This is a genomic window from Hymenobacter sp. HDW8 (assembly GCF_011305775.1).
GTDB lineage: Bacteria > Bacteroidota > Bacteroidia > Cytophagales > Hymenobacteraceae > Hymenobacter > Hymenobacter radiodurans.
Map to the genome: position 1 here is coordinate 721,460 of NZ_CP049907.1, position 12,012 is coordinate 733,471.

The window sequence follows — 12,012 nt, forward strand, 5'->3', positions numbered from 1 at the left end:
CAATCGAGTTACCATCGCAGTAGAGATGCTTCGGCAAGCTCAGCATGACAATACCCTTACACACCTCTAAAAAGCGGGAATGCGCTTCAATGGTGTAGAATCGGCTTTCCAACTGTCCAGCTCATACAAGTCGCCTTCGGTGTCCAGATAAAGTGAGGCCAGTACGGGCACCTCATCCACATCTTTATACCAAAGCTCGGCTAGTACTTTCCCCAAACGTCGGTTCTGCTTATTGCTGACGAAACGCAAACTACCCATGCCGCCATCGTTTAGCTCTTCTACTTCGGCGGTAGGCAACAGAGCCAGAATCCGCTCCACCTGCGCTTTGCCGCGCAGCATATAGATCAGCAAGCCTAGTTCGGGCAGAGTTAACAGACGCTTCTCCATTTCTTCGAGCTACTACGAAGGTTAGCAGAGGCTTATGTGGTTGCGGGCGAACTTATGGGCGTTGAAAGGCGCAGAATCATTTCCGCATTAAGTTGTCGCAAATCCGACACAACTTGGTCGGCGTGGCTTAAGTCCTGTCCGCCCGAATGTGGGCTGCTGTAGCCGATACAGTACATACCGGCGGCTTTGGCCGCCGTCACGCCGTTGGCCGAATCCTCAATTACCAAGCACTCATGCGGGGGCTTACCGGACAGTTTGGCGGCGTGCAGGAAAAGCGCCGGGTTGGGCTTCGACTGGGGGAAATCTTCCCCGCTGACTATGTTATCGAAGTATGGATACAGCCCAAAGCGCTCAAATACCCGATGAATCGTCTCTTTGGAAGCCGACGAGGCCAGCTGTAGCGGGACGCCCGCGTGGTGCAAATCCTCCACTAGTTCGCGGGCGCCGGGCAGCAATTCCAAGTCGGTCGACTCGTCAAAGGCTTTGCCGAAGAACTCGCGCTTGCGGCTCATGAGCGTTTCTACATCCTGCCTCAGCCCAAATTCCTGCTTGAACTGCTGGTACATATTGCGGGTAGAGGAGCCCAGAAAGGTGGCGTATTTCTCGTCCGTTAGCGTTACGCCCAGCTCGGCGAAGTGCTGAAAAAAGGCATCGCGGTGCAGCGGCTCGGTGTCAACCAGCACGCCGTCCATGTCGAAAATGACGGTTTGAATCATGTAGAAGGTAATTATCGGACAGATGTAGTACGCTTTCTACGAGAATTTGCCCCCCACAGCCAGCCTACGCCGAACCATTGGCCTTCGCCAGCGCCACAATATCCAGCACTTCCAGCACGCGTTTGGGATATCCGTGGCGCACGGCATTGATCATTGCCTGGCCCATTTCCTGCAAGGTGGAAACGTACTTGGGGAACAAAGGCCGAAACACCGGATACAGCCAGGATAAGTAAGCGTAAGCAGAGAGTGTGTTTTTCAGACCTTTCGTAGGCTGCATAAAGCCGGGGCGAAACATGTACGCTTGCTTGAAAGGCAACTGCAACAGGGCGTTTTCGGTCTGGCCTTTTACCCGCGCCCACATCAGCTTTCCTTTGCCGGTGCCATCCGTCCCCGTGCCCGACACAAAGCAGAACGTGAGGTCCGGATTGCGCTGCAACACCGTTTGCGCGAAGTGCATGGTCAAATCGAAGGTGATGCGACGATACTCCGGTTCCTTCATGCCCACCGACGACACGCCCAAACAGAAAAAGCAAGCATTGTAGCCCGTCAGCTGGTCTTGTATGGCCGATAAGTCGTGGAAGTCGCGGTGCAAGATTTCGCGCAGCTTAGGGTGGTTTAGGCCGTAGGGCTTGCGGCTGATGGACAGCACCTGCTCCACGTCGGGGTCGTTGAGGCACTCGTGTAACACACCTTCCCCCACCATGCCCGTCGCCCCAGTTAGTATTGCTCTGATCTTCATGCAGCGGTAGACGTTCAGCCACGCAAGATGTTTTAAGCAACAAGGCGGTTAACTAAAAATGCCCCCCACCGAAACCAAAAGGACCCGAATGACAACTACTGCCTTCCGGGTCCTTCTTCTAACTTGTACGTAGAGTAGGTCGTCTGTTCTGCTCAGAAGACCAGCATTGTTACTCTTTACGCCGCCGTGTAATCACGTAGTACTGACCGGGGCTCGTGGTGATGTTTGTGCGGTACTTCCCATCTTTTGAATCCCAGACGGCTTCATCGGTTTGCTCGTTGCGGGCATTCAGTTTGGTTTGCATTTTCAAGAGGCTAACCGAGTCTGCCAAGGCCGTCAGCGTAGTCACACAAACATCATTGCGATACCCAAAGCCAATCGTGGCATTCTCCGGGTTCTTATCGCCGGCCTGATACCATTCTATGTCACTGCCATCGGCGGCCATGTCCACGCGCAGCTTTTTGTATTTCCTGTCGCGCTTGCGCACGTCCTTCTTGATGGCCTTTCTATCCTTGCCGATGGACTGAATATCCTGGGCCTGCGCAGCGGTAGCGCACATGAGGCACACCAGGATCAATGCAAATAGGTTCTTCATGGTTTCTAGTCGAGCCGAACCAGAAAGCAAATAACGGACCTTTTGTAAAAGCGTTGATTCTCTCAGCATCCATTTGAGTCAATAAAACTGTCATGCTGAGCTTGTCGAAGCATCTCTACCGGTTAGTATTCTCAACGAAGCGGTAGAGATGCTTCGACAAGCTCAGCATGACAATATTCCGCTCCAACTTTTGGTTACTCCCAATTAAATCGACTTATATAATGTATCTTGTTTAATATAAATTATATTCCCACCATTCTGCCAGTAATATTGACCAATTACTTTAACGTACACACTATCATTATTTATTATAGAAACTGAAAAAGGAATTGTATCTTTTCTTTCTAATTTGTCTTTATCAAACCAAATCGCGTACCCATTATTAACTCCTATACTATCTATAAATGATTTGTTTTCAATCATCTCATTTTTAATAGCGAACATAAAATCGGGAATTTCAGAATAAGCTTTGAGTAAAATTATCGAAACAACAGTGAGTAAAATAATAATACCTACTATCATTATTCGGAGCGTTAATCTATCAACGTACTTATAAGTCTTAATTAAATCTTTAAGCATATGCTCTTATTATTTTAAAATACTTACACCCCTACCGGCGCTTCCAACCGCACGGGCTCAATCCAGCGGCCGTCTTCGCGCATGAGCTCAATTAGCTCATCCACGGCTAGCTCTTCGGGCACGGCTTTCTTAATGACATCCTGGCCGCGGTAGAGGGCAATTTTGCCTTTACCTACGCCCACGTAGCCATAGTCGGCGTCGGCCATTTCGCCGGGGCCGTTCACGATGCAGCCCATGATGCCGATTTTGACGCCCTTGAGGTGGTCGGTGCGCTTGCGGATCATGGCGGTGGTTTCCTGGAGGTCGAACAGGGTGCGGCCGCAGCTGGGGCAGCTGATGTACTCCGTCTTGGACATGCGGGTCCGTGCCGCTTGCAGGATGCCGAAGGAAAGCTGGTTGAGCTGGTCGATGGTGGGCAGCCACTTCTCTTTGGCGCGCTCAGGCAGTAATTCGGTGCTGAGCACCACGCCGTCGCCAAGGCCGTCCAAGAGCAAGCCGCCAACGTCGGTGGCGGCGTAGAGTTGGGTTTGCTCGGGCGTGAGCACCGGATACTGGCGATTGATAATCACCGGGTTGGTCACGCCCTGATTGATCAGCCGGAAAAACGCCCGCCGCAGCTCCGGCATAGCATGGGCGTTATCGGTGTAGAGGATGATGACAGCTGTGGCGTCGGCGCGGAGCTGATCAAGCGTTGGCGGCGTGAGCGACTCCAGGTTCTGGAACACGAAATTCAGCTCCGGGTGAGCCGGGCCAGCGGTGGCATATTCAGCTTGGGTGAGCACCGGGAAATGGTCGGTGCGGCGGCCAGCGTCGAGCCAGGCTTGATAGTCAACTACTTCCTTCAGGCCATTGGGCAGCATGAACGGCACCGGGCGCTGGCCGCTGTAGATGTAGTCGGCGCCCAAGTCATTCATTTGAAACTTGTCCAGAAACACGGAATACATCTGCCCCACGGCGCGCAAATCGGCATACTCCACCGACGACAGCCGCGAGATATCGGCCATGACCCGCGGCACATTTTGCCCCCCAACGTTCAGCACTTCGCGCGTGGTGCGGCGGTGGTACTGGAACGGGTCGATGGGTACTTCCGTCACGGGCGCAATGGGCTTGGCGTCGGCGGCGCGGGTGGTGTAGCGGTCAATCAGGGCTTTGGCAACCGGCGCTTCGGCTTCGGGCGCTTCGGTGAGCGACACGCGCACGGTGTCGCCAATGCCGTCTTCCAGCAACGTCCCGATACCCACGGCTGACTTGATGCGTCCGTCTTCGGCTTCGCCGGCTTCGGTTACGCCTAGGTGCAGCGGGTACGGTTGCAGTCCTTCCTCGTCCAACTTTTGCACCAGCAAGCGGTAGGCTTGCACCATCACCTGGGTGTTGGAGGCCTTCATGCTGAGCACCACATCGTAGTAATTCTCCTCCTCGCACAGCCGCAGAAACTCCAGCGCCGACTCTACCATACCCAGCGGCGTATCGCCGTAACGCGACAAAATACGGTCGGATAAAGAGCCGTGGTTAGTCCCGATGCGCATAGCAGTGCCGTACTGCTTGCAGATCTGCACGAGTGGGCGGAACCGCTCGCGGATGCGGTTTACCTCGTCTTGGTAGGTAGCGTCGGTGTACTCAATGAAGTCGAATTTCTTCTTGTCGGCGTAGTTACCGGGGTTTACGCGCACTTTCTCCACGATGCGGGCGGCCAGCTCGGCGGCGTTTGGCGTGAAGTGAATGTCTGCTATAAGCGGCACGGTGCAGCCGCGCTTACGTAGTTCCTTCTTGATTTCCAGCAAGTTCTGGGCCTCCTTCATGCTGGGCGCCGTGATGCGCACATACTCGCAACCCGCCTCTACCATGCGCAAGGTTTGCTCCACCGAGCCGAGCGTGTCCATGGTATCCACGGTGGTCATGCTCTGCACGCGGATCGGGTTTTTGCCCCCCAGCGGCACATCGCCAATCTTGACTTCCCGCGAAAGGCGGCGCTGGTACTCAGTGAGGCTGGGGCAATACGTCTTATTTATCATTTGGAGGGCAATTTTCTGGGTAGAAAACCAGCAGAGCGAAGGGAAAGTTGCGGCGCCACAAAGGTACAAGCTGTGGGCGGCTTCCGGGAGGGTTTGCAGTCTGAAAGAAGGTGTAAGCAATTATTGCGCTATCCTTCTGTAGCACTTCACGCAATCGTACTGCCGCAAAATAGTGTGCTTCAACTTATAAGCTATCGTCAACTACCGCTTACCTTGCTCTCCCTTACTCCCACCTACTGCTCCTATGGCCTCCACCCCTTACTCCCGTCGTCATTTTCTACAAGTTGCTGGTTTAGGGCTGGCCGGATTACCCTTGGTACTGTCCGGTTGTGCGTCGGTTATAACGGCCGAAAAAGGCCCCCAGAGCCAAGAGGAGTACTTAGTGTACGTTGGGACGTATGCCAAACCGGAGGAGGACAGCATTTTTCTGTATAAGCTTAACGTGAGCACGGGCACCCTTACCCGTTTGGGCGCTACTAAAGGTGGCGCCAATCCCTCCTACCTGACTCTTGATTCGCGGCATGAGCATCTGTATGCCGTCAACGAAACCACTGATTTTCAGGGTAAAGCCAGCGGGGCCGTCAGTGCCTTTGCAATTGATCAAAAAAGTGGACGTCTCGCATTTCTGAATCAGCAGTCGGCGCTGGGGTCGGCACCATGCTACATCAGCCTCGACAAAATGAACCGCTACGCCTTGGTGGCCAGCTACCTGGGGGGCAATGTGGGCATGCTGCCTATTGAGCCCAACGGCGAGCTGGCCCCAATCGCCGACACGAGGCAGCACACGGGCTCCAGCGTTCACAAAAACCAAAAAGCCCCCCACGCCCACTGCATCCTGCCCGACCCGGCCAACCGCTTCGTTTTTGCGGTAGACTTAGGCACCGATAAAGTATACGGCTACCGGCTCGATGCGAAAGAAGACGCCTTGGAACCGAGCGCAACGCCGGCCTTTACGGCCGCGCCGGGCGCGGGCCCGCGCCACCTCACATTTCATCCCGGCGGCCAGTTGGCGTACCTCATCAACGAACTAAACTCGACCATAACAGCCCTGCGCTACGATGAAGGCGCCGGAACATTCCAGGAAATTCAGACGCTCACTACGCTTCCTGCCGACTTTAAGGGAGAAAATTCCTGCGCCGACATTCACGTATCGCCCAACGGCGAATTTCTGTACGGCTCCAACCGTGGCCACGACAGCCTAGTTGTGTATGCCATTGACATTCCGAGCGGACGCCTCACACTGGTGCAGCACGTGCCCACACAGGGTCAGAAGCCTCGCAACTTCACCATCGATCCGACGGGCCAGCTCGTGTTAGTGGCCAATCAGGCCACCAACAACATCGTTACCTTTCGCGTTGACAGAGAGACTGGTAAGCTTACGCCCACTGGTAAGTCGGTGCAGGTGCCCGCGCCTGTGTGCCTGCAAGTGGTAGAAGATTTTACCCGCGGCAACGCGTAAGGCAGCATCTAGACTTGCTTATCAGTTTCGCTTACCCGCAGCATAATCTTGCCGATATGTGCGCTGCTCTCCATCAACTGGTGCGCGGCCGCGGCTTCCTCAAGCTCAAACACTTTGTAGATAACTGGCTTAAAAAGCCCCCCAGCGAGTAGTGGCCACACATTTTCTTCCACCGCAGCCGCCAGCGCAGCCTTGAAATCGGCGCTGCGGGGCCGCAGGGTGCTGCCAGTAATAGTGAGGCGGCGACGCATGATTTCCAGAGCGTTGAACTCGGCTTTAGCGCCCTGCATAGCGTTGATGAATACAAGGCGGCCATCGTCGCGGAGCAGGCGCAGGTTTTTGGGAATATAGTCGCCGCCCACCATATCCAGAATCACATCAACGCCGCCTTCGGCTTGTAAATCGGCTTCAAAATCGGCGGTTTTGTAGTTAATGCAGCGCTCGGCGCCCAGAGCGTGGCAAGCCTCGCACTTTTCATCGGAGCCGGCCGTCGCAACTACGCGGGAGCCCAGCGCGTGCGCCAGTTGAATGGCCGTGATGCCGATGCCACTACTGCCGCCGTGCACCAGCAGGGTTTCGCCAGGCTGCAGCTGACCACGCTGAAATACGTTGTGCCACACGGTAAATACGGTTTCGGGCAATGACGCTGCCTCCACAAAGCTCCAACCCGCCGGTACGGGCAGGCAGTGGCGGGCATCTACTGCTACATACTCGGCATAGCCACCCACCGCCACCAACGCACACACCGCGTCGCCTTCGTGCCAGCGCGTTACGGCCGTGCCGCAGGCTGCCACCGTGCCGGCCACTTCCAACCCCGGAATCAGGCCTTCCACACTGCCGCTACCCGCGTATTTACCCTGGCGCAGCAACACATCCGGCCGATTTACGCCCGCCGCGTGCACGCGCACTAGCACCTCGTGGTCGGCGGGCAGAGGCCGCAGTCGCTGCCCACTATGCAATACTTCCGGCCCACCCGCCTGCGCGACGATGATGGCTTTCATGTGTTCTGATTCCATGTGCGTTTTCGGTGTTCGTCAAGACTCAGTAAGTGCGTTATAAAGACGTCAGGTCGCGTTTCTACCACATAAACGCACTTTAATTACCAAACGCTGCTCAAACTTTTCCTGCCCGACCCAAAACCACCGTATCTTTTGGCTGCCTTGCGCCTACGCCTCATCTGGGGGCTTTTTTTGCTTTGTTATGAAAAAAATAAACCTGTTTCCGACCATCTTCAGCGCCGCCCGCGCCACCGGTCTTCGCGCCTGGCAAACTGGTTTGCTCTTCCAAAAAGTAGCTCGCACAGCCCTCGATACCATTCAGGATGTACTGCGAGCAGAAATAAAAAAAGGAAACGCGCAGCTGGTCGCCGACTTTCTGGCCGATAAAGCCCTGCCTGCCGCCAAAGCTCTCCTGCTCAAGCGCATGACAACTCGTTTGCTCATGCGCATTGGCTTGCGCGGCGCCCTGGCCAGCAGCGTCGTAGGCTGGATTCTGCCGTTTGTGCTGGAAAAAATGATTCAAGTAGGCGTCAAAACCGGCTTTTTTGAGAAAGTAAAAAACCACGATACCGTTACGGATGCTCTGCATCGCCTAGACGAGCTCAAGCGTGCCGTCTGGAAAATTATTGCGCCCGATGCCGGCAGCAGCGCCGAGCTTCTCCCCGACGATGCCCCTATGCCTCCTGCTTTGCCGACACCCAAGCCATAGCAAGCGTGACAGCTGAGAAGCGAAATGCTTCACTGCTTTAACAACGGCATGTATCGGAAACACGCTAGAATATATTCTTATAGGTTTATATATCAGTTATTTATAAAAACACAAGATAGCATTTAAGGGAATTTATATCCTCCGGTAAAAACCCAAACCAACACCCGAAAGCCTGTTAAAAAAACAAAATTAGGCTTGAAAAAAGCCTCCCAAAACATATATCTACTGCTAGAATATAGTAGATTTACCGCTCCGTGGATCTTTTGCCATTTCGCACACTGGGCTGTCTATGAAAAAGCTGGTTATTTTCCTGGGATTGCTAGCTTGGTCTGGACAAAGTAGCCAAGCTCAAAGCGTTAGAGCCAAGAAAGCGACGCGCGTTGCCTCACCTTCGTTGCGCGCCCTCGATAGTCAGAATGGGTTCGGCAAAGCCACTTTCGGAGACGATATCAGCAAGTTCCGCGACCTGGAGCTGGTCAGGACCGACCCCGCCACCCAGACCCAGTTTTACAACTACCTCACCGACAATCTCAAAGTTGGTCCTCACCGGCTCACCGGCATCACTTACGGCTTTTACAAAGACAAGCTCTATTATATCGAGCTGCGTATGATGGGTGAAGCCAACTGCCGTGGCATTCGGGAGCTGCTCAGCTCGCAATATGGCCCTTCCAATAGTCCTGGCCAGGCACAAACCTCCTGGTGGCTCGGCCAACAGGTAACACTGCGCTACACCGAAGCCCCCGTGGGCTACGCAACCATCGTGTTAGGCAGTAACCAACTCGCAGGTCAGCGCCTGGCTCAGCGCAAAGCTGTTGCTTCGCCAGCCGTTTAAGTTAGCTTCACTTTAGTGTACTTGCCGTAACACTTCCACTTGCCTCGTGGGGGGCAAATTTCTCTGCCTTGCCGGGCCGAGAGTTGTGGCACTCTTTAAATCGCGTTATTCCAATCAGCTTGCCGATAGCTGGGCTTTTACTGACTACTTAGCCTTTCCACCAAGACTGGCCTTTTACGTATCGTCCTATGCCCACAGAAATAGTTAACGGATTCGGTAAAGTTTATCTCACCATTGAGTACGATGCCGTCAACCGCTGGGTCTACAATAATTGGATCGGCTACCAGACGTACATCGACGTAATGGCCGGTGCCGATGCCTGCCTGCACCCTCTTCGGGCCCATGCCTGTGCTTATTTGCTCAATGACAACCGGCAGGTAATCGGCCCCTGGGACCACGCCGTGGAGTGGATCGTCACTAACTGGGCACCTCGTGCCATTGCGCAAGGCCTCACCCATTTCGCCCAAGTTGTGAGCCCCGAGTCGATGGCGGCCCTTTCGGCGGAGGCGATGCACATCGGCATTGGTGAGCGTCTGCAAATGCGCATGTTCGGTGATATTCAGGAAGCACGAGCCTGGCTAAGGCAAGTGCAAGAGCAGGAGGCCAGAATGAAGCAAGCGTAGCCAGTTAGGTTCCGTTTTCAGTGCGGAGAAAAAGCCTTAGTACCCAACTGTAAGCCAGCGAATACCACTAAAACAGCCGTTCTCATAAGAAAACGGCTGTTTTAGTAATACTTACTTTCTCCGGCTACCCATGTAGCTTTGGTAACAATGGCGACAGGCTGCCCCCACCTGTGTTTATCATCCAAAAGCCCGCCTACGGAATGAGTCGGTCGGTGCGAAGCTGCGCAAACAGGTCAAAGAACGATTCGTCGGAGCGCTGATACACCGTGAAGCCCAACTGCCGACTTTTCGACATATCGGTCATTACTTCAATCGGCCGGCCAAGGTCCAGGTCGGTGTGCCAGGGCGAAGCCAGTTGGCTGAGTTCAGACACTTTGAGCTGGTGTCGGGCCGCCATATCGCGCCACAGCGACGCATCATTGGCCATTTCCGCTTCCAAAGGGTGCACCGTGCCGTCAAAGCCAGCCGCTTCAACGCCAAACCAGGCAGCCAGCCGAGGCCAGAGCCAGCTCCAGCGAAAGTAGTCGCCATTGGTAATGTTAAAAGCCTGATTCTTTGCGGCCTCCGTCGTGGCAGCCCACACCAGCTGCTTGGCAATTACGCGGGCATCGGTTACGTCGGAGAGGCCGTTCCATTGGGCTTCTGAGCCGGGCCAGCGGAATGGCCGCCCCGTTTCCTTGCAAATACTGGCGTACACAGCCAGCGTGGTACCCATGTTCATCAGGTTGCCCACGGCCTGACCAATGATAGTGTGCGGGCGGTGAATGCTCCAGCTAAAGCCGTCGCGCGCGGCGGCAGCGTACACCTCATCTTCCTGAGCATAATAGAAATTCTCGATGGGCAGCCGGGGCTGCTCTTCCCGCAAGGGAGTAGGTGGCAGCGAGCCAGCCCGGGCGTAGGAATCGAAGGGGCCGAGGTAATGCTTGAGGCCAGTGACCAGCGCTACATGCTGCACTGAGTGCTTCGGGCTGAGGGCATTCAGCAGATTGCGCACCATAGCTCCGTTCACACGAATGTTTTCGGCTTCGGTGTCCTGACGCATCCAGCTGGTAAGAAAAACGTGCGTAGGGGCTATGTCGGCCAGGGCGATATCCAGGCTTTCGGGCCGCAGCAAGTCGGCGGCTACGGGCCGCAGCCCGGTCACATCATCTTTGGGAGTACGAGCCAGGCCATAGGTAGTCCAGCCCTGCGCGAGCAGCTCGCGGGCCAGGTTGCTGCCGATAATGCCGCTGGCACCAACAATTAAGGCTATTTTAGTCATAGGGGTACGTACGGGAAAGATGACTTAGGGTACGTAACAACCGGCAGGGACCAGAGAAAGAAGCAGTTTGCGCGTGTTGAACTCCACACGACTTCGGTGTTTTCAGGCTAAGCTACTGCGCCGAGGCCGGAAGGATTTGTTGTTGGTTCCGCTTATCTTTTCTTCATGACAGACAACACCTTCGCCACCCGCTGGCCCGCCTTGCCGGCCGACAGCTGGTCTGACACGCACGCAACGCTGCATCGGTGGACGCAAATTGTGGGCAAAACTCGCCTGGCGCTAAGTCCGATGCTTAATCATTGGTGGCAGGTGCCGCTCTACGTCACGCCCCGGGGCCTCTCAACCGGACCCATGCCTTACCCGGCAGGCAGCTGTGAGGTCGTGTTCGATTTTCGGGTGCATCAGCTGCGAATCCATACTTCCGACGGCCGTGCCCGCGAACTGGCGCTGGAGCCACAATCTGTTGCCGATTTCTACCAAGCCTATCGCAGCATGCTGAGCGAAGCTGGTATTGGGGTGAAGATGTGGCCGGTGCCGGTGGAGATAGAAGACACCACCCCATTTACCCAAGATCAGGCCCATCGCGCCTACGACGCCCCTGCCGTGGAAACATTCTGGGATATCCTGCTGCGCGCCGATCAGGTATTGCAGGAGTTTCGCAGCCGCTTCCAGGGCAAATGTAGCCCGGTGCACTTTTTCTGGGGAAGCTTCGATTTGGCCGTCACGCGCTTTTCGGGCCGGCCCGCACCTCCTCATCCGGGCGGCATCCCCAACTTAGCCGACTGGGTGACCCGCGAGTCATATTCTCAGGAGCAGATTGCCGCCGGCTGGTGGCCCGGTGGCAATGGGCAGGAAGCGGCATTTTATAGCTATGCCTATCCTAGCCTGCCAGAACTGGCCAACGCGACGATACAGCCTGCGGGGGGCTTTTTTAGTCGAGAGATGGGAGAGTTTTTGCTGCCTTACGAAGTCGCGCGCACGGCGCACGATCCGCAGCAAGCGGTACTCAGCTTTTTACAAAGCACCTACGAAGCGGCCGCAACCCTCGCCCATTGGGACCGCGCCGTGCTGGACAGAACGTAGCCTACACATTTTGCTGATG

13 protein-coding genes are annotated in these 12,012 nt (G+C 55.3%); 5 read left to right on the forward strand and 8 right to left on the reverse strand.

The window, feature by feature from the left end; genetic code table 11:
• Positions 1 to 66: 66 nt before the first annotated feature.
• The 6 genes from G7064_RS03085 to ispG all read right to left on the reverse strand — a co-directional run bounded on the left by G7064_RS03085 (position 67) and on the right by ispG (position 5,028).
• Positions 67 to 387, reverse strand: coding sequence for a DUF6984 family protein (locus tag G7064_RS03085; protein WP_133272638.1), 321 nt, complete (start codon positions 385 to 387; stop codon positions 67 to 69).
• A 32-nt stretch (positions 388 to 419) separates the two neighbouring features.
• Positions 420 to 1,103, reverse strand: coding sequence for an HAD family hydrolase (locus G7064_RS03090; RefSeq protein WP_166072410.1), 684 nt, complete (start codon positions 1,101 to 1,103; stop codon positions 420 to 422).
• 64 nt (positions 1,104 to 1,167) lie between these two features.
• Positions 1,168 to 1,842: an NAD-dependent epimerase/dehydratase family protein gene (locus G7064_RS03095; protein WP_133272637.1), complete on the reverse strand. Its 675-nt coding sequence runs from the start codon at positions 1,840 to 1,842 to the stop codon at positions 1,168 to 1,170.
• 169 nt (positions 1,843 to 2,011) lie between these two features.
• A complete protein-coding gene (locus G7064_RS03100; RefSeq protein WP_133272636.1) occupies positions 2,012 to 2,437 on the reverse strand; it encodes a hypothetical protein in 426 nt (141 codons plus the stop codon).
• Positions 2,438 to 2,641: 204 nt separating this feature from the next.
• Positions 2,642 to 3,016 carry a hypothetical protein gene (locus G7064_RS03105; RefSeq protein WP_166072411.1) on the reverse strand — a complete coding sequence of 125 codons (375 nt, stop codon included), beginning with the start codon at positions 3,014 to 3,016 and terminating at the stop codon, positions 2,642 to 2,644.
• A 23-nt stretch (positions 3,017 to 3,039) separates the two neighbouring features.
• Entirely contained in the window at positions 3,040 to 5,028 is a 1,989-nt protein-coding gene (gene ispG, locus G7064_RS03110) for a (E)-4-hydroxy-3-methylbut-2-enyl-diphosphate synthase (RefSeq protein ID WP_205711164.1), read from the reverse strand.
• A 244-nt stretch (positions 5,029 to 5,272) separates the two neighbouring features.
• On the opposite strand from ispG, the gene G7064_RS03115 reads away from it, so the two are divergent.
• Positions 5,273 to 6,487 (forward strand): lactonase family protein, encoded by a 1,215-nt coding sequence (locus G7064_RS03115; RefSeq protein ID WP_166072412.1) that lies wholly within the window; start codon positions 5,273 to 5,275, stop codon positions 6,485 to 6,487.
• Between the two features lie 8 nt (positions 6,488 to 6,495).
• Here G7064_RS03115 and G7064_RS03120 read toward each other — a convergent pair whose 3' ends face one another.
• On the reverse strand, positions 6,496 to 7,488 hold the full coding sequence (locus tag G7064_RS03120; RefSeq protein ID WP_166075023.1) for an NAD(P)H-quinone oxidoreductase: 993 nt from the start codon (positions 7,486 to 7,488) through the stop codon (positions 6,496 to 6,498).
• A gap of 199 nt (positions 7,489 to 7,687) precedes the next feature.
• Here G7064_RS03120 and G7064_RS03125 point away from each other — a divergent pair, with 199 nt between their 5' ends.
• The 3 genes from G7064_RS03125 (at position 7,688) to G7064_RS03135 (ending at position 9,649) form a co-directional block, all read left to right on the forward strand.
• Positions 7,688 to 8,194 (forward strand): hypothetical protein, encoded by a 507-nt coding sequence (locus G7064_RS03125; RefSeq protein WP_166072414.1) that lies wholly within the window; start codon positions 7,688 to 7,690, stop codon positions 8,192 to 8,194.
• Positions 8,195 to 8,483: 289 nt separating this feature from the next.
• Positions 8,484 to 9,026 (forward strand): hypothetical protein, encoded by a 543-nt coding sequence (locus G7064_RS03130; RefSeq protein WP_133272633.1) that lies wholly within the window; start codon positions 8,484 to 8,486, stop codon positions 9,024 to 9,026.
• A 188-nt stretch (positions 9,027 to 9,214) separates the two neighbouring features.
• Positions 9,215 to 9,649, forward strand: coding sequence for an STAS/SEC14 domain-containing protein (locus G7064_RS03135; protein WP_166072415.1), 435 nt, complete (start codon positions 9,215 to 9,217; stop codon positions 9,647 to 9,649).
• A 193-nt stretch (positions 9,650 to 9,842) separates the two neighbouring features.
• Here G7064_RS03135 and G7064_RS03140 read toward each other — a convergent pair whose 3' ends face one another.
• Positions 9,843 to 10,910 carry an SDR family oxidoreductase gene (locus G7064_RS03140; protein WP_166072416.1) on the reverse strand — a complete coding sequence of 356 codons (1,068 nt, stop codon included), beginning with the start codon at positions 10,908 to 10,910 and terminating at the stop codon, positions 9,843 to 9,845.
• Between the two features lie 165 nt (positions 10,911 to 11,075).
• On the opposite strand from G7064_RS03140, the gene G7064_RS03145 reads away from it, so the two are divergent.
• Positions 11,076 to 11,993, forward strand: coding sequence for a DUF5996 family protein (locus tag G7064_RS03145; RefSeq protein WP_166072417.1), 918 nt, complete (start codon positions 11,076 to 11,078; stop codon positions 11,991 to 11,993).
• Positions 11,994 to 12,012: the final 19 nt, after the last annotated feature.